The sequence below is a fragment of the Pseudomonas sp. TE6283 genome, from assembly GCF_054060555.1.
In genome coordinates, this window is the sequence record NZ_JBSSDH010000025.1 from 1 (window position 1) to 21,117 (window position 21,117).

Genomic DNA, 21,117 nt, shown 5'->3' on the forward strand with positions numbered 1-21,117 from the left:
GATGTTCTATAACCCCAAGCGTCGACACAGCAGTGCTATGCAGCTGTCTCCAGTAGAGTATGAGAAACGCTATTTTCTGAGCTTGGAGAGTGTCTCGGAAACCAGGGGCGATTCAATCCGCCGCATTATCCCGACCATAGTGTTCTCTATTAAGCTTAGACCTTTCAGCAACAGAATGTGGACTGTATGGATCATCCAATACACTGGGCTTACCACCACTGAATCCAGCTGTACCTCCATCTTTCGCACCATTAATGACACCCCTCCCGCCCCCTGGCAACTCCACAGGAGTAGTCGTTGGCTTTTTGGCCTCATGCCCACCACTCCCTTTGCGCCCCGAGGCAACACCCAGAATCATGCTGCTGATGAGCTTGCCGCCCCCCACCAGGAATTTGTCGCTGTCAGACTCCCCATTCAGGACAACACCGCCGCCTTCCATGTGCTCGGCAAGCATCGTGCCGACTCGGGTCATGGCACGGTCGTACTGTTCATTGAGGTCTTGACCGAGCTCCGTCTGCCCAATCGCTGTCGACACCGCCAGCTGTATAACCGCCTTGGGCCCCTGGATCATCGCCAGAGCAAGAGCCAGTTTCTGACCCCGCTCCGGGTCTGCATCCAGATACTCATTGATTTGCGAGCTATAGGTCAGCGCCATCTGCACCGGACCACGACGTTCAGTGATCGGCGTAGGGTCAAGCTCCATCGCCCCCCACAGACGGGCAAGCTCGTTCGTCGACTCCTCGTGCTTATCGAACACATGTTCGATCTGGTTAAGGCGTGCCAGCACCTCCTGCTGGAAACTCGGCGTGCGCATGAGCGCCTTGGCTTCATCAGGCTTGAAGTTCGCCATCAGCAGGGCTTCATAGGTGTCCTCTGCGAGCTTCACCCCGCCAATGGCCACGGCACCTGCATCCAACTGACGCCCTTGTCGGCCGCCGGTTGCGCTTCACCGGGTTCGGCGGCCTTGCCGGGCAGGTTGCGCAGCTCTTCCAGGCGGCGTTGCTGCTCTTCGAGCAGGCGGTCCTGGCGGTCGCGGATCAGGTCCTGGTCGCCGGGTGAGGCAGCACGGGCCGTACCCATGGTCGTGCAGGCCAGCAAGGCGGCAAGCATGCAAGCTCGCCCCCGGTTAAAACGCATAGACATCATCCAGTCCCTGGACCACGGAAAAAGAGCGCGAGATATTATTTGGCCATCATCATGGCATCAAATTAATATCGTCAAAAAACCGTGAAAGTCATCTGATGCCTGAACCAGCAGTCACCCGGGCTGAACTTCCTCGCAGCCCGACGCCTCCACCGGACTGAATCCACTGGTAACAAGGAGTCGAGGGATGAAACCGTTGCCATGCCTTATCTGCGCGGCCACCCTGCTCTGTGCACAGCCCATCTGGGCCTGCACACCGGAAGAGGCCACGCAAAAAAGAGAAGAACTGGCAGGGCTGGTCAGTCAGTTGACCGAACAGAACCCGCGCAAGGCCAAGGAGATAAACGACGAGCTCCAGCACATGGAGCTCGGAACGGCCAGCAAGGACCTGCCGGACAAATGCCAGTTGATCGACAAGCGCATCCAGGAACTTAAAGAAGCGGAAAGGAAAACCTGACCGCGCCAGTGTCAGCGTCGCTGCTGGGCCTGCATGTACTGGCGAAGCAACTGGTTGATGCGGGTCTGGTAGCCGGCCCCCTGTTCCTTGAACCAGGCCAGCACGTCGGCGTCCAGGCGGATGGTCACCGTTTGCTTGGCCGGCACTCGCAGCTCGGCGCGGCGGAAGAAGTCATCGTCGAGCTCGGGGATGTCCGAGGTATCGACAGTGGCTTGGTCTTGCTCACAGCTTCTGGACGGTTTCGACATAGCGCGTTACCTCACGTCGTGTGGCTCTTCTGGCGGAAATGATGCGGATCACATCACCCTGCCGTTCGGTGTAGGCGACCACGCTGACCCAGGCATTGATCCAGCCCATGCCGATCCAGCGTGCCTCCGGGTACTCGAATCGCTCATCGCGCAACGCCAGCATCGGCTGGCGGAACATCTCGGGCACGTCGTTGAAGTCGATACCGTGCTTGCGGATGTTGAGCAGGTTCTTTTCCTCGTCCCATTCAAATCGTACGGGACAATCGTATTTACAGCTGTACATACGCTACTCCTCCTTGACTGCACATGCCAGAGGAGTGTGGCGGGTAGGCGACAAAATGCCCGGGCTTGAACAGGGTTTGGGAAATGGGCTACGCGCCCTGGGGAAGGAGGTGAAGCAACCCGCCACCGTTGCAGTGGCGGGCTCATTGCCGGTGGTACTTACTCAGCGGCTGGCTTGCGCTTTTTCAGTGGTGCCAGGCCGTCGGAACTGGCCAGAGGCGCATTGGCCTTGGGCTTGGCGGTAGGCCTCTTCTTGGCGGCACCCTTCTTGTCGCCACCGGCCTTCTTCTCGACCTTTTTCTTCTTGCTGCCGGCTGCCTTGCCCGAGGCCTTGACCTTCTTCGGCCCGCTGTAGGTACCCTTGACCTCCTTGATGACGCGGCGCTCGAACTGCTGCTTGAGGTAGCGTTCGATGCTGGACATCAGGTTCCAGTCGTTGTGGGTGATCAGCGAGATCGCCAGGCCTTCGCCACCGGCACGGCCGGTGCGACCGATACGGTGCACGTACTCGTCACCGCTGCGAGGCATGTCGAAGTTGATCACCAGGTCCAGGCCGTCGATGTCCAGGCCGCGAGCCGCGACGTCAGTGGCCACCAGGACCTTGGAGCCGCCATCCTTGAAGCGGTCGATGGCCAGCTTGCGGTCCTTCTGGTCCTTCTCGCCGTGCAGGACGAAAGCCTTGACCTCCTTGGCCACCAGGTGACCGTAGATACGGTCGGCCAGGGCACGGGTGTTGGTGAAGATGATTGCCTTCTGGTAGGTCTCGTTGGCCAGCAGCCACTGCACGATCTGCTCTTTGTGCTGGTCATGGTCGGCGGTGATGATCTGCTGACGGGTGCCTTCGGCCAGTTGCGAGACACTGTTGAGCATCAGGTGCTCAGGGTCCTTGAGCACTTTACCGATGATGTCGCGCAGGGCCGCACCGCCCGTGGTCGCCGAGAACAGCAGGGTCTGCTTGCGGTTCTCGCACTCCTTGCACAGGCGCTCCATGTCTTCGGCAAAGCCCATGTCGAGCATGCGGTCGGCTTCGTCGAGGATCAGCACCTCCACGTGCGACAGGTCCAGGTTGCCGGCATTGAGCTGCTCGAGCAGACGGCCGGGGGTGCCGATCAGCACATCCGGCACCTTGCGCAGCATGGCGGCCTGTTCCTTGAAGTCTTCACCGCCGGTGACCAGCCCCGACTTGATGTAGGTGAACTGCGAGAACAGTTTCACCTGCTTGAGGGTCTGCTGGGCCAGCTCGCGGGTCGGCAGCAGGATCAGCGCCCGGATCTCCACGCTCGGGCCGCTGCGATCGACCAGGCGGTTGAGCAGCGGCAGCACGAAGGCGGCGGTCTTGCCGCTGCCGGTCTGCGCCGTCACCCGCAGGTCACGCCCTTGCAGGGCCAGGGGAATGGCCGCTGCCTGCACCGGCGTCGGCTCGACAAATTTCAGCTCGGCCACGGCTTTGAGCAGGCGTTCGTGCAGGGCGAATTGGGAAAACACGGGGTAACCTCGGGCAAGTGCGAAAAATTCAGTTGCATAGGGTAACGTTTTCCGTGGCCAGAACCGAATTTCTTTTGGCAACTTTGCACCGATCCACGCTCTAATACCCCTTCATACCGCAACACAGACCGCTTCCACGCCCATGGACATCCAACGCTTCTGGCGCGACGCCCTCGACCTTTGGGGCACGCTCGACCAACACCCATTGCTGCACGCCGCCCTCGGCCTGATCGTGCTGCTGCTGGTCTCGCTGCTGGTCGGCCGCCTCGCACGCTTTCTGATCCTGCACTCCACCCGCCTGCTCGGCCGCCAACAGCCACTCAGATGGCTGGACGACCTGCGCCACAACAAGGTGTTCCACCGCCTGGCGCAGACCACCCCGTCGCTGGTGGTGCAGTTCGGCCTGAAGCTGGTCCCGGAGCTGTCGACCACCACCCAGCACTTCCTCGGCAACGTCGCCCTGGCGGTGACCCTGCTGTTCATGACCCGCGCCCTGTCCTGCCTGCTCGACGCGCTGCTGGACATCTATGCCCGCAGCGAGCACGCCCGTACCCGCTCGATCAAGGGCTACATGCAGCTGGCCAAGATGATGCTGTGGATCTTCGCCGCCATCGTCATCGTCGCCACCCTGATCGACCGCTCGCCGCTGTTGCTGCTGTCGGGTCTGGGCGCCATGTCGGCGGTGCTGCTGTTGGTGTACAAGGACACCCTGCTGTCGTTCGTCGCCAGCGTGCAGCTGACCAGCAACGACATGCTGCACGTCGGCGACTGGATCGAGATGCCCCAGGCCGGCGCCGACGGCGACGTGGTGGACATCACCCTGCACACGGTCAAGGTACAGAACTTCGACAAGACCATCGTCTCGATCCCCACCTGGCGCCTGATGAGCGAGTCGTTCCGCAACTACCGCGGCATGCAGCAGTCCGGCGGGCGTCGGATCAAGCGCAGCCTGTTCATCGACGCCGCCGGCGTGCGCTTCCTCAGCCCGGACGAAGAACAGCGCCTGGGCCAGGTACGCCTGCTGGGCGACTACCTGGCGCAGAAGCGCCAGGAACTGCATCACTGGAACGAGGCCCTGGGCCCGGTGGCGGAGCTTTCGGCCAACCGCCGCAAGCTGACCAATATCGGCACCTTCCGCGCCTTCGCCCTGGCCTACCTGAAGAACCACCCCAACGTGCACCCGAACATGACCTGCATGGTCCGCCAGATGCAGACCACCGCCGAAGGCGTGCCGCTGGAGATCTACTGCTTCACCACCACCACGGTATGGGCCGAATACGAGCGCATCCAGGGCGATATCTTCGACTACCTGCTGGCGGTGCTGCCGGAGTTCGGGCTGAGCCTGTACCAGCAACCGAGCGGTAAAGACATGCGGGTGGGATTGGCGACCAGGCCGTTGCCTCAGACCCAGCCACGCAGCCTGGATGCATTGAGCGAAGCCTGACCGTCCAATCGGGGCGCCCGAGCGGGCGCCCCTTTGCATTGCGCCCCCAAGACGCTCTAACCTAGGGCCATCCAGGACGACGTCATCACGGAAGATCGACGGCCCACTCGCCACGCCCATCCCTGACGCTCGACAGACGCCTGCCACAGCCCTCGTGATCGAGCCATGCCTCAGGACATTTCCAGCGTTTCACTGCACGACGCCCCGCCATCGCCTCGGCGCAAGGCGCTTGCCGCCGCCAGCCTCGCCCATGGCGTGCATGACGGGCTGACCGATGTCATCTACGTGTTGCTGCCCCTCTGGCAGGTCGCCTTCGGCCTCAGCTACGCCCAGGTCGGACTGCTGCGCGGCGCCTACGCCGGCATGATGGCGGGCTTTCAGTTGCTGGCCAGCAAAGGCGCCCGGCGCTGGGGCCGCGAGGCCCTGTTGGTCCGCGGCACGGCGCTGGCCGGGCTGGCCTACCTGCTGGCCGCCCAGGCCAGTGACCTGAACCTTCTGCTGATCGCCCTGATGCTCGCCGGCCTCGGCGCCAGCACCCAGCACCCGCTGGCCAGCGCGCTGGTCGCCGATGCCTACGAAGGCAGTGGCAAGGTGAAACAGGCCCTGGCCCAGTACAACTTCGCCGGGGATATCGGCAAGGCGCTGATCCCCGGCCTGGTCGGCCTGGTGCTGGTGTATGTGTCATGGCAGGCCAACGCCACCGCGCTTGGCCTGCTCGGCCTGGGGGCGGCAGCGGCGCTGTGGTGGCTGTTGCGTCAGGCACCACCCGCAGGGCGATCAACGCACAAGGCCACAGCCCACGACCAGGTTGGCTCAAGGTCGGGGCTCGCGGCGCTGATCGCCACCGGCACCCTCGACAGTGGCGTGCGCATGGGTTTTCTGACCTTCCTGCCATTCCTGCTGCAGGGCAAGGGCGCGACCACTGCGCAGATCGGCCTGGCCCTGACATTGCTGTTCATCGGCGGCGCCTTCGGCAAGCTGTTCTGCGGCTACCTGGGCGCCCGGCTGGGGCCGGTACGCACCGTGGTCTGTACCGAGCTGCTGACCGCCGCGCTGATCCTGGTAGCGCTGCTGTTGCCCTATCTGCCATTGATGCTGGTGATGCCTCTGATCGGCGTTGCACTCAACGGCACTTCATCGGTACTGACCGGGCTGGTGCCGGACTTCGCCGGCCGCGAGCAGCGGGAACGGGTGTTCGCCTGCTTCTATACCGGCACCGTCGGCGGCGGCGCGCTGGCGCCGGTGTTGCTCGGCGCGATATCCGACCACACGGGAGTGGAACAGGGATTGATGGCGCTGGCAGGCACGCTGCTGCTGACACTGCCCTTGTGCCTGATCGTGCACACGGGCCTGCCGCGCCGGCAATGAGCCTCAGGCTGCTCCCGGCAGCCTCGCGCGCTGGCCACCCAAACGGCTCAACCACACCGACGCCAGGATCACCGTACCGCCAACGGCCAGGCGCCCGAGCGGTTCGTCCTGGTTCCAGATCAGCAGGTTGAGCAGCAGGCCCACCGGCACATGCAGGTTGTTCATCACCGCCAGGGTGCCGCCGGAGACCAGGCAGGCGCCCTTGTTCCACCAGTACAGCCCCAGCGCCGTCGGGCACAGGCCCAGGAACAGCAGCACCAGCCACTGGGTGTCGGTGCTCGGCAGGTGCTGGGTATTGCCGAACAGCAGGAAGGCCGGCAACACCACCAGCAACGCGCCCAGGTAGAAATAGCCGAACCGGCGGTAATGCGGCAGGTCGCTGGGGTGACGGGCCACCAGGTGGCGGTACAGCACCTGGCCGGCGGCGTAGGTGAAGTTGGCCAGTTGCAGCAGCAGGAAGCCCATGAAGAACTCGCCGGTGACCGTGTCGAAGCGGATCACCGCCGCGCCGGCCACCGCCACCAGGGCGGCGAGCAGCGCCCAGGGGTTGAAGCGCCGGTTCAGGGCATCCTCGATCAAGGTGACATGCAGCGGGGTGAGGATGGTGAACAGCAGCACCTCCGGCACCGTCAGCACGCGGAAGCTGAGGTACAGGCAGACATAGGTGATGCCGTACTGCAGCGCGCCGATCAGCAGCATCGAGCGCATGAAGCGCGGCTCGACCTGGCGCCAGCGGGTCAGTGGCAGGAACACCAGCCCGGCCAGCAGCACCCGGACCAGCACGGCGAAGTAGCTGTCGACGTGGCCGGCCAGGTATTCGCCGATCAGGTTGAAGGAGTACGCCTGGATCAGCGCGACGATTATCAGGTAGCCCATGGTTGGCCCTCGTGGATCAAGGCGGGGACCTTAGCGGGTTGGGCCTGTGCAGTTCAACCATGGGGATTGTTGAGGTGCTTGGGGTCTTCGCCATCCTTTGTTGCCCGCTCCCACGCCGTTCTCCCACGTCGTTCTTACGAGCATAAAAAAAGCCCGGCCATGAACTGGCCGGGCAGGCACACCCAAAGGAGCAACAAGGTGTCAGGGTTGGGAATTCGTCGCGGCTCAGGCCACCGCGGCCAGTCTTGCCTTGGCCTGGTTCAGGCCCTTCTCGTGGAACTCGCCGCTCATGTTCAGGCCTTCGGCGTGGATGAAGTCCACATCGTGGATGCCGATGAAGGCCATCACCTGGCGCAGGTAGGGTTCCTGGTGGTCGCTGCTGGCACCGGCATGGATGCCGCCGCGGGCGGTCAGGACGATGGCGCGCTTGCCGTTGAGCAGACCCTGCGGCCCGGTCGGGGTGTACTTGAAGGTGATGCCGGCGCGCAGCACGTGGTCCAGCCAGGCTTTCAAGGTACTGGGGATGGTGAAGTTGTACATCGGCGCGGCCATCACCAGCACGTCGGCGGCCAGCAGTTCGTCGGTCAGCGCATTGGAACGCGCCAGCGCCTCACGCTCGGCGGCGCTGCGCTGTTCCTCAGGCTTCATCCAGCCGCCAAGCAGGTTGGCGTCCAGGTGCGGCACGGGGTTCACCGCCAGGTCGCGCACCTTGATCTCGTCGGCGGGATGCGCCGCTTGCCATTGCTGGATGAAGTCCAGGGTCAGTTGACGGGAAACGGAATCCTGCTGGCGGGCGCTGCTTTCGATGATCAGTACGCGGGACATGGGCTGCCTCCATCGGCGCTAAAGGGTGGCGATTCGATGGAGGTGAGATTAATGGTTGACCTATCGATAAAAAAGCGTAAAAAGTGGGATCAACCTATCGATTAATCTGTTTATTCGGCTTTGCAGTCGAGCACGATGCGCAGCTTGATGATCTGCCGGTTGAACTTGGCGGTGACATCCACGCTCCTGCCGGCGGGCACATTGACCCGGCGCACCCGTGGCGCCTCGGGACCGTTGCGGAAGGTGACCTTGCACGCCGCCGGCACCTGCCCATAGTTGTTGAGGCTGATCGAGCCGATGTCGTAGGCCGTGTCGTAGGCGGTGTAGTCGACCTTGACCCCGGTCAGGTCCTTTTCCACGTCGATCGGGTATGCCATGGCCCCGAGGGGCAGGCACAACAGCAAAGCCGCACAACATTTCTTCATACGGGCGCTCTCCTTGGGAAGAGCGCAGCTTAGGACAACAGGAGCCCTGGATGAAAGCACCGCGCGTTACCCTGGATCAGTGGCGGACCCTGCAGGCGGTGGTCGACCACGGCGGGTTCGCCCAGGCCGCCGAGGCCCTGCATCGTTCGCAGTCGTCGGTGAGCTACACCGTGGCGCGGATGCAGGAGCAACTGGGCGTGCCGCTGCTGCGCATCGATGGGCGCAAGGCGGTGCTGACCGAGGCCGGCAGCGTGCTGCTGCGCCGTTCGCGGCAACTGGTCAAGCAGGCCAGCCAGCTGGAAGACCTGGCTCACCACATGGAGCAAGGCTGGGAAGCCGAAGTGCGCCTGGTGGTCGACGCCGCCTACCCCAGCGCCCGCCTGGTGCGCGCCCTGGCCGCCTTCATGCCGCAGAGCCGCGGCTGCCGGGTGCGCCTGCGCGAAGAAGTGCTGTCGGGGGTCGAGGAAGTGCTGCACGAAGGCATCGCCGACCTTGCCATCAGCAGCTTCAACATCGGCGGCTACCTGGGCACCGAACTGAGCCCGGTGGAGTTCATCGCCGTCGCCCACCCCGAGCACGCCCTGCACCGCATGGGCCGCGAGATCACCTTCCAGGATCTGGAAAGCCAGTTGCAGGTGGTGATCCGCGACTCCGGCCGGGCCCAGCCACGCGATGTCGGCTGGCTCGGCGCCGAGCAGCGCTGGACGGTCGGCAGCCTGGGCACCGCGGCGACCTTCGTCGGCAGCGGCCTGGGTTTTGCCTGGCTGCCCCGGCACATGATCGAGCGCGAGCTGCGCGAAGGCGTGCTCAAGCCCCTGCCGCTGGATCAGGGTGGCAGCCGCCATCCGCTGTTCTACCTTTACTCCAGCAAGGAAAAGACCCTGGGCCCGGCCACGCAGATCCTCATCGAACTGCTGCGCAATTTCGACACCGCGCCGCTGGACGTGCCCTTCGCAGCCCCCCCGCAAGCCTGAGAGGACCGCGCCCATGGCCTGTTTCGAACATGACGGATGCCTGCTGCATTACGAGGAACATGGCCAGGGCGAGCCCCTGGTGCTGCTGCACGGGCTGGGTTCGAGCAGCCAGGACTGGGAACTGCAGGTGCCCGAGCTCGGCCGCCAGTATCGGGTGATCCTCATGGACATCCGCGGCCACGGGCAATCCTCCAAGCCGCGCAAGGGCTACCAGATAAAGACTTTCAGCGAGGATCTGCTGGCCCTGCTGCGCCATCTGGACACCGGCCCGGTGCACTTCGTCGGCCTGTCCATGGGCGGCATGGTCGGTTTCCAGTTTGCCGTCGACCACCCCGACTGGCTGCGCAGCCTGTGCATCGTCAACAGCGCCCCCGAGGTCAAGCGACGCACCCGCAGCGACTGGATCTGGTGGCTCAAGCGCTGGGGCCTGGCACGCCTGCTCAGCGTCGAGACCGTCGGCAAGGGCCTGGCTGCGCGGCTGTTTCCCAAGCCGGAGCAGACCGAACTGCGGCGCAAGATGGCCGAGCGCTGGGCGCGCAACGACAAGCGTGCCTATTTGAAAAGCTTCGACGCCATCGTCGACTGGGGCGTGCAGGAACGCATCGGCCAGATCCGCTGTCCCACCCTGGTGATCGCCGCCGACCACGATTACACACCGATACAACTGAAGGAGCGTTACGTCGCCCTGATGCCCAACACAAGGCTGGCGGTCATCGACGATTCGCGGCACGCTACGCCCCTGGATCAACCCGAAGTCTTCAACCGTACCGTGCTGCAGTTCCTCGCAGCCGCTTCCACCTCTCAAGGATCTTTGAGCCCATGCTGAAAAAACTTCTGCTCACCGCCTGCTCGGTCGCCTTCGCCACCAGCGTCATGGCCTCCGACAAGACCCCGCACGTTGAGCTGGTCACCAGCTTCGGCAAGATCGAGATCGAGCTGAACGCAGAAAAAGCGCCGATCAGTACCAAGAACTTCCTCCAGTACGTGGACAGCGGCTTCTACAACAACACCATCTTCCACCGCGTGATCCCGGGCTTCATGGTCCAGGGCGGTGGCTTTACCGACCAGATGGTGCAGAAGAGCACCAAGGACCCGATCCGCAACGAAGCGAGCAACGGCCTGCAGAACACCCGCGGCACCCTGTCCATGGCCCGCACCTCCGACCCGAACTCGGCCACCAGCCAGTTCTTCATCAACGTCGCCGACAACGACTTCCTCAACCCGGGCCGCGACCGTGGCTACGCGGTGTTCGGCAAAGTCACCAAGGGCATGGAGGTGGTCGACCAGATCGTCAACTCGCCGACCACCGTCAAGAAAGGCATGCGTGATGTGCCGGCGGATCCGGTCTACATCAAGTCGGCCAAACGCATCGATTGATCCCGCGCCACACAGGGACGTGAGTCGGGTCGAACAGGAGTGTCGTCACCCATGCTGTACCGTCGTTTCGAGCAGTTGATCGATATCTTCCGCGAGGCGCCCAGTGAGGCGCCTCCCGGCAAGGTCTGGCCCTTCTATCTCTATTACCTGCGCCAGGTGTGGCCGAGTTTCCTCGCCCTGCTGATCGTCGGCCTGGTCGCCTCGCTGATCGAGGTGGCGCTGTTCAGCTACCTGAGCCGGATCATCGACCTGGCCCAGGGCACGCCCAACGCCAACTTCTTCAGCGAGCACAGCGGCGAGCTGATCTGGATGCTGGTGGTGGTGCTGGTGCTGCGGCCGGTGTTCTTCGGCCTGCACGACCTGCTGGTGCACCAGACCATCAGCCCGGGCATGACCAGCCTGATCCGCTGGCAAAACCACACCTACGTGCTCAAGCAGAGCCTGAACTTCTTCCAGAGCGACTTCGCCGGGCGCATCGCCCAGCGCATCATGCAGACCGGCAACTCCTTGCGCGATTCGGCGGTGCAGGCGGTGGACGCGCTGTGGCACGTGCTGATCTACGCCATCAGTGCGCTGGTGCTGTTCGCCGAGGCCGACTGGCGGCTGATGCTGCCGCTGCTGGTGTGGATCGCCTGCTATATCGGTGCGCTGTACTACTTCGTGCCACGGGTGAAGGAGCGCTCGGTGATTTCCTCCGACGCCCGCTCCAAGCTGATGGGGCGCATCGTCGACGGCTACACCAACATCGCCACGCTCAAGCTGTTCGCCCACACCGACTACGAGCAGCAGTACGCCCGCGAGGCGATCAGCGAGCAGACCGAGAAGACCCAGCTGGCCTCGCGGGTGATCACCAGCATGGATGTGGTCATTACCTCGCTGAACGGCCTGCTGGTGGTCACCACCACCGGCCTTGCCCTGTGGCTGTGGAGCCAGTCGCTGATCAGCGTCGGCGCCATCGCCCTGGCCACAGGCCTGGTGATCCGCATCGTCAACATGTCCGGCTGGATCATGTGGGTGGTCAACGGCATCTTCGAGAACATCGGCATGGTCCAGGACGGCCTGCAGACCATTGCCCAGCCGGTCACCGTCAGCGACAGGCCCAATGCTCCGGCGCTCAAGGTCAGCCGCGGTGCGGTGCGCTTCGACCATGTCGACTTCCACTACGGCAAGGGCGGCAAGGTGATCGACGCGCTGAACCTGGACATCCGCCCCGGCGAGAAGATCGGCCTGATCGGTCCGTCCGGCGCCGGCAAGTCGACCCTGGTCAACCTGCTGCTGCGCCTGTACGACATCGACAGCGGGCGCATCCTCATCGACGGCCAGGACATCGCCGAGGTCAACCAGGCCAGCTTGCGCGCGCAGATCGGCATGATCACCCAGGACACCTCGCTGCTGCACCGCTCGATCCGCGACAACCTGCTGTACGGCCGGCCGGATGCCAGTGACGAGGAAGTCTGGGAAGCAGTGCGCCGGGCCCGGGCCGACGAGTTCATCCCGCAGCTGTCCGATGCCCAGGGCCGCACCGGCTTCGACGCCCATGTCGGCGAGCGCGGCGTCAAGCTCTCCGGCGGCCAGCGCCAGCGCATCGCCATTGCCCGGGTATTGCTGAAGAACGCGCCGATCCTGATCATGGACGAGGCCACCTCGGCACTGGACTCAGAGGTCGAGGCGGCGATCCAGGAGAGCCTGGAGACGCTGATGCAGGGCAAGACGGTGATCGCCATCGCCCACCGCCTGTCGACCATCGCCCGCATGGACCGGCTGATCGTGCTGGACAAGGGGCATATCGTCGAAAGCGGCAGCCATGCCGAGCTGCTGGCACAGCGCGGGTTGTATGCGCGGTTGTGGCATCACCAGACCGGGGGGTTCGTCGGCGTCGACTGAGTTAGACGCGACCCCTGTAGGAGCGGCCTCGTGTCGCGAAAGGGCCGCAACGCGGCCCCGGCGATCTTTGCATCAACGCTGAAATCCTGGGGCCGCTTTGCGGCCCTTTCGCGACACAAGGCCGCTCCTACAGGGATAGCGTGTGGCCAGGCACTTCAAACCTGGCGATACGGCAACATCCCCCGCGCCTCGTCGGCGTAGGCCATCACCCCTTCACGCTCCTGGCGCAAAAAGTCCGCGACCGCCCGGCGCAACCCCGGGTGCAGCAGGTAATGCCACGACCGCGTGATCGCAGGCTCAAACCCGCGAATCAGCTTGTGCTCGCCCTGGGCCCCGGCATCGAAGCGCTGCAGACCTTCACCGATCGCGAAGTCCATGCCCTGGTAGAAACAGGTCTCGAAATGCAGGCGGTCGAATTCATCCAGGCAACCCCAGTAGCGGCCATACAGGCTGTCGCCCCCCACCAGGCTGAAAGCCATCGCCACCTCGCGCCCTTGCTGCCGGGCAATCACCACGCGAATCGCCTCGGGCATGCGCTCGGCCACCAGGCTGAAGAACTCGCGGGTCAGGTACGGTGCTCGTCGCCGTACGGCATAGGTGTTGGCATAGCAGCGGTAAACGAAGTCCCACTGTGCCTCGCTCAGTTCATCGCCGCGGTACCAGGCGAAATCGATCCCCTGCCCCGCCACCTGTTCACGCTCCTTGCGCATCTGCTTGCGCTTGCGTGAGCTGAGGGTGTCGAGAAAGTCCTGGAAGTCCCGATAACCCCGGTTACGCCAGTGGAACTGGCAGCCCAGGCGCTCCAACCAGCCCGGCTGGCCGGCAATGGCCGCGTCCAGCACACTGTCGGTGAAGTTGATGTGCGCCCCCGACAGCCCACCCTTGCCCAGGTACTCGGGAATCGCCTGCAACAGCAGCATGCCATCGGCTGGATCGGCGGCCAGCAAACGCGGCCCCGCGACCGGACTGAACGGCACCGCGCCGAGCAGCTTGGGGTAGTAGGCGATGCCCGCACGCTCACAGGCATCGGCCCAGCCATGGTCGAACACGTACTCGCCGAACGAATGCCACTTGCGGTAGGCCGGCAGCAACGCGCGCACCTCGCCATCGCGCTCCATCACCAGGTGTTCGGCGGCCCAGCCGGTGTCGGGCACCACGCTACCACTGTCTTCCATGGCACTGAGAAAGGCGTGGCGCAGGAACGGCTGGCCATCCGGCACCAGCGCATCCCAGGTGGTCGCCGGCAGGTCGCGCAGGTGGGCAAGGCTGTGGAGGCTGGTCACATCGGCAACTCGCAGGACAAAGAACGCCAGTATTGCCAAACCGACCGTGACACTCAAATGACGGGCCGTTTACTTCACAACAGTGCCACTATTCAGACATTATTCTGTCATTCCCCCCCGCAATACTTGCGCCTGTTTTCCGGAACCCCAGAACCTGTCTATTCAGGCCCTTTCCGAAGACATGCCAACTCGGGGGCGGGCGCTTGAGCCTCCCCACTTTTCCAACAGGGAGAACCTTATGCGTCTTGTTTCTACACTTACCGGAGTGAGCCTCACCGGCATGATGCTGGCTCTGAGTACTCCGGCCAGTGCTGCTGTCGACGCCAAGCTGCTCGAAATACTCCGCGCCAACGGCTCGATCAACCAGGCGCAGTACACCGAACTGCAGGGCGACCTGGCAAAGGAAACCAAGGAAAAGGCGGACCAGAAAGCCCAGTCCGAGCGCCTGAGCTCCTTCGAGCAGAAAGTGGCATGGGCCGCCAAGACCCAGATCAAGGGTGACGTGCGCCTGCGCTACGAAGACGTCAACGTCGACAACCCCAACAGCCGCAGCGGCAACCAGGACCGCGAGCGTGTGCGCGCCCGCGTCGGTTTCTACAGCGAGATCAACCCCCAGGTCGACGCCGGCATTCGCGTGGCCACCGGCAGCAGCTCGGACGCCCGCTCGACCAACCAGAGCCTGGACAACTACTTCGACAAGAAATCGCTGTGGGTGGACCTTGCCTACCTCGACTGGCACCCGACCGCCGTGCCGAACCTGCACCTGATCGGCGGCAAGATGCTGCAGCCGTGGGTGAGCATGGGCGACATCATCTGGGACAGCGACATCAACCCGGAAGGCGTGGCCGTCACCTACAAGACCAACCTGGGCGGCGCCGAAGTGTTCGGCAGCGCCGGCCACTACACCCTCAAGGACAACGTCGACGGCGACGGCGTGCAGTTCAAGCACGATGCGCAGCTGTACCACGGCCAGTTGGGTACCAAGTTCAACCTGGCTGACAGCGTCAAGGTCACCGTCGGCGGCAGCCTCTACGGCTTCGACAACGACAAGAAGTCGGCCGTGCTGCGCAGCTTCGGCAACACCACCACCGAGTTCAACCTGGCCGAAGGCTTTGGCCAGGTGGACTTCACCGGCTTCGCCATCCCGCTGTCGGCCTATGGCCAGTTCGTCAAGAACACCGACAGCACCGACGGCGAGGACAAGGCCTGGCTGGCCGGTTTGAAGACCAAGCTGGGCGCCTGGAGCCTGGACTACAACTACCGCGACGTGCAGCGCAACGCCGTGGTCAGCCTGTTCACCGACTCCGACTTCGGCGCAGGCTTCACGGGTTCGCGTGGCCACAAGTTCAAGGTCGGCTACGAGATCGACAAGAACTTCTCCCTGGGCGCGGCCTACCTGATGGCCAAGACCGACCTGTCGCAGTTGCCGAACAACAATGCTGACGTCGACACCTTGCAGGTCGACCTGGAAGCCAAGTTCTAAGCACTATGCTGAAGCGGGAATTGCTGACCCCATCCGGCATTTCCCGCTTTTTTTGCCTGCCAGAAAGCTGGGGCTGCTTTGCAGCCCTTTCGCGACACAAGGCCGCTCCTACAGGGGATCGCATTTCCCTGTAGGAGCGGCCTTGTGTCGCGAAAGGGCCGCAAAGCGGCCCCGGCATTCTCGAACCGGAAATCAGCGCTTGCGCAGCACCACGCTCCCGATCGAATACCCCGCACCAAACGAACTCAGCACCCCCAGCGACCCCTTGGCCAGATCATCCTGATACAGGTGGAAGGCAATCACCGACCCCGCCGAACTGGTGTTGGCATAGCGATCCAAGATCACCGGCGCATCTTCCTCGGCCACTTCACGCCCCAGCAGCTTCTTGACGATCAGGTGGTTCATGCTCAGGTTGGCCTGGTGCAGCCAGAAGCGCTTGACGTCCGACGGCTGCAGGTCGTTCTCGGCCAGGTGCTGGCCGATCAGCTCGGCAACCATCGGGCAGACTTCCTTGAACACCTTGCGGCCTTCCTGCACGAACAGCTTGTCGCGGGCACCGATGCCCTCTTCCGCGGCGCGGTTGAGGAAGCCGAAGTTGTTGCGGATGCTGTTGGAGAACGCCGTCAGCAGCTTGGTGCTGACGATGTCGAACTGGTGTTCGGAGGTCGCCAGGTCGGCACGCTCGACCAGCACCGCGGTGGCGGCGTCGCCGAAGATGAAGTGGCTGTCGCGGTCACGGAAGTTCAGGTGGCCGGTGCAGATCTCCGGGTTGACCACCAGCACCGCGCGCGACTGGCCCAGCTGCACGCTGTTGGCGGCGGTCTGGATACCGAAGGTGGCCGACGAGCAGGCCACGTTCATGTCAAAGGCGAAGCCCTGGATGCCCAGTGCCTGCTGCACTTCGATGGCGATGGCCGGGTACGGGCGCTGCAGGTTGGAACAGGCGACGATCACCCCGTCTACATCGGCGGCGGTACGCCCGGCACGCTCCAGGGCCTGGCGGGCGGCTGCCACGCCCATCTCGCAGAGGATCGATTGTTCGTCGTTGCCGCGCTCGGGCAGACGCGGCTTCATGCGCTGCGGATCGAGAATACCGGCCTTGTCCATGACGAAGCGGCTCTTGATACCCGAGGCCTTCTCGATGAAGGCGGCGTCGGACAGCGGCGCCGCCTCGACCTCGCCACGCTCGATGGCGGCGGCGTTGTCGCGGTTGAAACGCTGAGCCCAGGTGTTGAAGGATTCCACCAGTTCTTCGTTGGAAATGCTTTGGGCCGGGGTGTACAGGCCGGTGCCGCTGATCACGACGTTGTGCACGGTCGTTCCTCTGTCAGAGGCCATCGCCAAACGGGCGCTGGCCGAAAAAAGGTCGATACTGGCACCTTGGTACCAGTTTGTAGGCGAGGGCTTCGCCCTCGTTCGCGGGTAAACCCGCTCCCACAGGGCATCGCCATATTCAGAACCGGCGATAATCCTGTGGGAGCGGGCTTGCCCGCGAATGGGCCACAAAGCGGCCCAAATTCCACCAAGTTTGCCACAACTTGAGGGGCTTAGGCTTCCACCTGACTCCACTGTTTGCTCAGTCGCTTGTCGGAAACCGGCACCTTCGTCCCCAGTTGCTGGGCAAACAACGACACCCGGTATTCCTCCAGCAGCCAGCGGTACAGGGTCAACTGCTCATCGCGCTTGCCTTCCTGGGCATGCTTGTCGGCACGGGCCTGGTACTGCGCCCAGCAATTGGCCAGCTCAGCGCTCCACACCCGGTCCTTCTGCACCTGCGAACCCAGCTTTTCAAGGCGCAGTTCCACCGCCTTGAGATAACGCGGCAACTCCTTGAACCAGGCCCCCGGCGTTTCCCGCACGAAGCCCGGGTACACCAGGTTGGCCAGCTGCTGCTTGATGTCGTTGAGTGCCACCGCCTGGCTCAAGTCGATCTTGCCCTTGAAACGCTTCTGCAGGCCATGCCACAGCTTCAGCACCTCCAGGGTCTGGCGGGCCAGGCGTTCGGCGTGCTCGGTCCAGCTGCCGCGCTTGCGTTCGGCCAGCGAGGCCAGGCCCGCGCCATCGCGCGGCAGTGGGTCTTCGCCTTCCAGCACACAGCTGTCGAGGCTGGCCAGGAGGATATCCTCGACCAGCGCCTCGACCCGTCCCAGTTCACGGTACAGCAGCCCCAGCTCGGTCAGCCCCGGCAGCTTGCCGCGCAGGAACTTGGCCGGCTCCGCCAGCTGTTGCAGCAACAGGCGCTGCAAGGCGCGACGGTGCTGGAACTCGGCTTCGGCCTGGGTCGAGAAGCGCCCCTCGCGCACCGTGCCGTTGTCCTCGACCAACGCCGGATAGACCGTCATCGACAGCCCGGCGATCTTCTGCTGGGCGGTCTGCGCCACCTGCGCGAAGGCCTTGGCCTGTACCGGCTGCTCGGCCTTCTCGCTGCGCGGCAGGGCCAGCGCCGCCTGGCTGGCAGCGGCGAAGCGGGCGGTCAGCTCGGCGAGGTCGCGACCTTCGCCGAGGAACTTGCCCTGGGCATCGACCACTTCGATGTTCATGCGCAGATGGCCTTCCACCAGCCCGGCCGCCTCCGCCCAGGCCTCGTCCGACACCCGCGCCCCGGTCATGCGCAGCAACTCCTGGCCCAGGGCCTGCGGCAATGCCCCTTGGCCGAACGCCATGCGCGACAGGGCCGCCTTGACGAAGTCGGGCACCGGCACGAAGTTCTTGCGCAGGGCCTTGGGCAGGTTGCGCACCAGGGCGATGCACTTGGCCTCCAGCAGGCCGGGTACCAACCATTCCAGGCGTTCGCCCGGCAGGTTCGGCAACAACGGCGCCGGCACCCGCACGGTCACGCCGTCACGCGGGTGGTTCGGCTCGAAGTGATAGCTCAGCGACAGGCGCAGATCGCCCACCTGCAGGTGGTCCGGATACTGCGCGGCGGTGACCTCGCTGGCCTCGCGGGCGAGCACGTCCTCTTCGCGCATGATCAGCAGGTTCGGATCCTTCTGGCTGTTCATCCGGTACCAGCTGTCGAAGGTCGCCGTCTGGTGGATCTCTTCGGGCAGGCGTGCCTCGTAGAAGGCGTACAGCGTCTCCTCGTCGGCCAGAATATCGCGCCGGCGGGCCTTGGCCTCCAGCTCGTCGAGCTGCTCGAGCAGGCGCTTGTTGGCCGCCAGGCACTTGGCCCGGGACTGGATCTCGCCACCGACCAGGCCGTCGCGGATGAACAGCTCGCGGGAAGTGACCGGGTCGATCGGGCCGAAATGCACCGGTCGACGGCCGACCAGGATCAGTCCGTAGAGGGTAATCTGCTCGTAGGCCACCACCTGGCCGCGCTTCTTCTCCCAGTGCGGTTCGAAGTGGTTCTTCTTGATCAGGTGGGTGGCCAGCGGCTCGATCCAGTCCGGCTCGATCTTGGCCACCATGCGCGCATACAGCTTGGTGGTCTCCACCAGTTCCGCGGCCATCACCCACTGCGGGCGCTTGCGACCGATGCCCGACGACGGGTGAACCCAGAAACGCCGCTGACGCGCGCCCTGGTAGTCGCCCTCCTCGGTCTTCTGGCCGATCTGGCTGAGCAGGCCGCTGAGAATCGCCTTGTGCAGGGGCTGGTAGTCGCAGGCATCCTTGTTCACCGCCAATTGCAGGTCGCGGCAGATCAGCGCCAGCTGGCGATGGGCGTCGCGCCACTCGCGCAGGCGCAGGTAGTTGAGGAAGTTCTTGCGGCACCAGTTGCGCAGCGGGCTGGCGGTCAGCGCCTGGCGCTGCTCCTCGAAACCGCGCCACAGGTTGACCAGCGCGGCGAAGTCGGAATCGACATCCTTCCACTGCGCATGGGCCTGGTCGGCGGCCTGCTGGCGCTCCGGCGGGCGCTCGCGCGGGTCCTGCACCGACAGCGCGCTGGCGACGATCAGCACTTCCTGCAGGCTGCCCTGGCGGGCGCCTTCGAGCAGCATGCGGCCCAAACGAGGATCGATCGGCAGGCGCGCCAGCTGGCGGCCCAGCGGCGTCAGCTGGTTCTCGCGGTTGACCGCCGACAGCTCCTGCAACAGGTTGAAGCCGTCGCTGATGGCCTTGCCATCCGGCGGCTCGATGAACGGGAAGGCGTCGATCGCGCCCAGGCGCAGGTGCAGCATCTGCAGGATCACCGCGGCCAGGTTGGTGCGCAGGATCTCCGGGTCGGTGAACGCCGGCCGGCCGTTGAAATCGTCCTCGCTGTACAGGCGGATGCAGATGCCCGGCTCGACCCGGCCGCAGCGGCCTTTACGCTGGTTGGCGCTGGCCTGGGACACCGCCTCGATGGGCAGGCGCTGGACCTTGGCGCGGTAGCTGTAGCGGCTGATGCGCGCGGTGCCGCTGTCGATCACGTAGCGGATGCCCGGCACCGTCAGCGAGGTTTCGGCGACGTTGGTCGCCAGCACCACGCGCCGGCCGCTGTGGGACTGGAAGATCCGCTGCTGCTCGGCCGGCGACAGCCGCGCATACAGCGGCAGGATCTCGGTGTGGCGCAGCTGCGCCTTGCGCAGGATCTCGGCGGCGTCGCGAATCTCGCGCTCACCGGGCAGGAACACCAGCACATCGCCCGGGCCCTTGCCCTGGCTGCGTTCGTGCTGGGCGATCTCGTCGAGGCTGGCGAGGATCGCCTGGTCGACGGAAAGGTCCTCCTCGACCTGGTTGCCCTCCTCGTCGTGCTCGCTGGTCAGCGGCCGGTACCAGGTTTCCACCGGGTAGGTACGCCCGGACACCTCGATGATCGGCGCGCCGTCGAAGTGCTTGGAGAAGCGCTCCAGGTCGATGGTCGCCGAGGTGATGATCAGCTTCAGGTCGGGGCGGCGATGCAACAGGGTCTTGAGGTAGCCGAGCAGGAAGTCGATGTTCAGGCTGCGTTCGTGGGCCTCGTCGACGATGATCGTGTCGTAGCGCTCGAGGAAGCGGTCGTGCTGGGTCTCGGCCAGCAGGATACCGTCGGTCATCAGCTTGACCAGGGTGTTCGAATCGCTCTGGTCCTCGAAGCGCACCTGGTAGCCGACCAGCGCCCCCAACGGCGTGCCCAGCTCCTCCGCGACCCGCGCCGCGACGCTGCGCGCGGCGATCCGCCGGGGCTGGGTGTGGGCAATCAGGCCATGGCTGCCGCGGCCCAGCTCCAGGCAGATCTTCGGCAGCTGGGTGGTCTTGCCGGAACCGGTCTCGCCGGCGATCACCAGCACCTGGTGCTCGGCCAGGGCCTTCTTGATCTCGTCGCGCTTGGCGGCGATGGGCAGGTTGTCGTCGTAGCGAATGCTCGGCACGCTCTGCTGGCGCGCGGTGACCTGGGCGCAGGAGGCCTGGACCTTTTCCACCCACTGCGCGAGCTTGCCCTCGTCGGGGCGCTTGCGCAGCTCGTGCAATTGCCGGCGCAACCGATGGCGGTCGGCGATCATGGCGTGGTCGAGGTTCTTCAGCAGTTGGTCGATGGCGTGGTCTGTCATGGGGCTTTTTAATGATGCAGGCGAGTGCTGCTTTTTCATGATCGGCAGGCGTAAGAGGCGCGATTGTCGCAGATTTGCGAAATCGATGCTGCCTGTGCCCGCCGTTCAGT

Annotated in this window: 19 protein-coding genes; 8 read left to right on the forward strand and 11 right to left on the reverse strand. The window is 64.4% G+C overall.

The window, feature by feature from the left end; all coding sequences use genetic code 11:
* Positions 1-112: 112 nt before the first annotated feature.
* Both ACVWZ5_RS23240 and ACVWZ5_RS23245 read right to left on the reverse strand, forming a co-directional pair.
* Positions 113-916, reverse strand: a complete 804-nt coding sequence (locus ACVWZ5_RS23240) for a hypothetical protein (RefSeq protein ID WP_143514973.1) — start codon at positions 914-916, stop codon at positions 113-115.
* Positions 883-1,110: a hypothetical protein gene (locus ACVWZ5_RS23245; RefSeq protein ID WP_062574814.1), complete on the reverse strand. Its 228-nt coding sequence runs from the start codon at positions 1,108-1,110 to the stop codon at positions 883-885. The genes ACVWZ5_RS23240 and ACVWZ5_RS23245 overlap by 34 nt, the downstream gene beginning before the upstream one ends.
* Before the next feature lie 220 nt (positions 1,111-1,330).
* Here ACVWZ5_RS23245 and ACVWZ5_RS23250 point away from each other — a divergent pair, with 220 nt between their 5' ends.
* Complete coding sequence (locus tag ACVWZ5_RS23250) at positions 1,331-1,600, forward strand: hypothetical protein (protein ID WP_050706787.1); 270 nt, start codon at positions 1,331-1,333, stop codon at positions 1,598-1,600.
* Positions 1,601-1,611: 11 nt separating this feature from the next.
* On the opposite strand, the gene ACVWZ5_RS23255 is transcribed toward ACVWZ5_RS23250, so the two are convergent.
* The 3 genes from ACVWZ5_RS23255 to ACVWZ5_RS23265 all read right to left on the reverse strand — a co-directional run bounded on the left by ACVWZ5_RS23255 (position 1,612) and on the right by ACVWZ5_RS23265 (position 3,615).
* On the reverse strand, positions 1,612-1,848 hold the full coding sequence (locus tag ACVWZ5_RS23255; protein WP_084943651.1) for a BrnA antitoxin family protein: 237 nt from the start codon (positions 1,846-1,848) through the stop codon (positions 1,612-1,614).
* A complete protein-coding gene (locus tag ACVWZ5_RS23260; RefSeq protein ID WP_050706788.1) occupies positions 1,823-2,131 on the reverse strand; it encodes a BrnT family toxin in 309 nt (102 codons plus the stop codon). Before ACVWZ5_RS23260 ends, ACVWZ5_RS23255 begins: the two co-directional genes overlap by 26 nt.
* A 158-nt stretch (positions 2,132-2,289) precedes the next feature.
* Positions 2,290-3,615 carry a DEAD/DEAH box helicase gene (locus tag ACVWZ5_RS23265; protein WP_028693084.1) on the reverse strand — a complete coding sequence of 442 codons (1,326 nt, stop codon included), beginning with the start codon at positions 3,613-3,615 and terminating at the stop codon, positions 2,290-2,292.
* Between the two features lie 142 nt (positions 3,616-3,757).
* Between ACVWZ5_RS23265 and ACVWZ5_RS23270 the strand changes: the two genes are divergently transcribed.
* Together ACVWZ5_RS23270 and ACVWZ5_RS23275 are read left to right on the forward strand one after the other, a co-directional pair.
* Complete coding sequence (locus ACVWZ5_RS23270) at positions 3,758-5,059, forward strand: mechanosensitive ion channel family protein (RefSeq protein WP_084943648.1); 1,302 nt, start codon at positions 3,758-3,760, stop codon at positions 5,057-5,059.
* A 165-nt stretch (positions 5,060-5,224) separates the two neighbouring features.
* On the forward strand, positions 5,225-6,427 hold the full coding sequence (locus ACVWZ5_RS23275) for an MFS transporter (RefSeq protein ID WP_062574816.1): 1,203 nt from the start codon (positions 5,225-5,227) through the stop codon (positions 6,425-6,427).
* Positions 6,428-6,430: 3 nt separating this feature from the next.
* Here ACVWZ5_RS23275 and ACVWZ5_RS23280 read toward each other — a convergent pair whose 3' ends face one another.
* The 3 genes from ACVWZ5_RS23280 to ACVWZ5_RS23290 all read right to left on the reverse strand — a co-directional run bounded on the left by ACVWZ5_RS23280 (position 6,431) and on the right by ACVWZ5_RS23290 (position 8,553).
* Entirely contained in the window at positions 6,431-7,303 is an 873-nt protein-coding gene (locus ACVWZ5_RS23280; RefSeq protein WP_062574817.1) for a carboxylate/amino acid/amine transporter, read from the reverse strand.
* A gap of 225 nt (positions 7,304-7,528) precedes the next feature.
* Positions 7,529-8,128: an FMN-dependent NADH-azoreductase gene (locus ACVWZ5_RS23285; protein WP_062574818.1), complete on the reverse strand. Its 600-nt coding sequence runs from the start codon at positions 8,126-8,128 to the stop codon at positions 7,529-7,531.
* A 110-nt stretch (positions 8,129-8,238) separates the two neighbouring features.
* Positions 8,239-8,553 (reverse strand): hypothetical protein, encoded by a 315-nt coding sequence (locus ACVWZ5_RS23290; RefSeq protein WP_050706798.1) that lies wholly within the window; start codon positions 8,551-8,553, stop codon positions 8,239-8,241.
* A 50-nt stretch (positions 8,554-8,603) separates the two neighbouring features.
* Between ACVWZ5_RS23290 and ACVWZ5_RS23295 the strand changes: the two genes are divergently transcribed.
* The 4 genes from ACVWZ5_RS23295 to ACVWZ5_RS23310 are packed head-to-tail and all read left to right on the forward strand — an operon-like array spanning position 8,604 to position 12,788.
* Positions 8,604-9,527 (forward strand): LysR family transcriptional regulator, encoded by a 924-nt coding sequence (locus tag ACVWZ5_RS23295; protein WP_028693074.1) that lies wholly within the window; start codon positions 8,604-8,606, stop codon positions 9,525-9,527.
* A gap of 13 nt (positions 9,528-9,540) precedes the next feature.
* Positions 9,541-10,353 carry an alpha/beta fold hydrolase gene (locus ACVWZ5_RS23300; protein WP_084943644.1) on the forward strand — a complete coding sequence of 271 codons (813 nt, stop codon included), beginning with the start codon at positions 9,541-9,543 and terminating at the stop codon, positions 10,351-10,353.
* Complete coding sequence (locus ACVWZ5_RS23305; RefSeq protein WP_062574821.1) at positions 10,347-10,904, forward strand: peptidylprolyl isomerase; 558 nt, start codon at positions 10,347-10,349, stop codon at positions 10,902-10,904. Before ACVWZ5_RS23300 ends, ACVWZ5_RS23305 begins: the two co-directional genes overlap by 7 nt.
* A gap of 51 nt (positions 10,905-10,955) precedes the next feature.
* A complete protein-coding gene (locus tag ACVWZ5_RS23310; RefSeq protein WP_457340891.1) occupies positions 10,956-12,788 on the forward strand; it encodes an ABC transporter ATP-binding protein in 1,833 nt (610 codons plus the stop codon).
* A 155-nt stretch (positions 12,789-12,943) separates the two neighbouring features.
* Here ACVWZ5_RS23310 and ACVWZ5_RS23315 read toward each other — a convergent pair whose 3' ends face one another.
* On the reverse strand, positions 12,944-14,071 hold the full coding sequence (locus ACVWZ5_RS23315) for a GNAT family N-acetyltransferase (protein ID WP_457340892.1): 1,128 nt from the start codon (positions 14,069-14,071) through the stop codon (positions 12,944-12,946).
* Between the two features lie 238 nt (positions 14,072-14,309).
* Between ACVWZ5_RS23315 and ACVWZ5_RS23320 the strand changes: the two genes are divergently transcribed.
* The gene (locus ACVWZ5_RS23320) at positions 14,310-15,554 is read left to right on the forward strand and encodes a putative porin (protein WP_050706803.1); all 1,245 of its coding nucleotides are present in this window, start codon (positions 14,310-14,312) and stop codon (positions 15,552-15,554) included.
* Between the two features lie 192 nt (positions 15,555-15,746).
* Here the strand turns inward: ACVWZ5_RS23320 and ACVWZ5_RS23325 are convergent, their stop codons facing one another.
* Together ACVWZ5_RS23325 and hrpA are read right to left on the reverse strand one after the other, a co-directional pair.
* Entirely contained in the window at positions 15,747-16,868 is a 1,122-nt protein-coding gene (locus ACVWZ5_RS23325) for a beta-ketoacyl-ACP synthase III (RefSeq protein ID WP_186600134.1), read from the reverse strand.
* Between the two features lie 233 nt (positions 16,869-17,101).
* Positions 17,102-21,007, reverse strand: a complete 3,906-nt coding sequence (gene hrpA, locus ACVWZ5_RS23330) for an ATP-dependent RNA helicase HrpA (protein ID WP_084943607.1) — start codon at positions 21,005-21,007, stop codon at positions 17,102-17,104.
* Positions 21,008-21,117 lie beyond the last annotated feature (110 nt).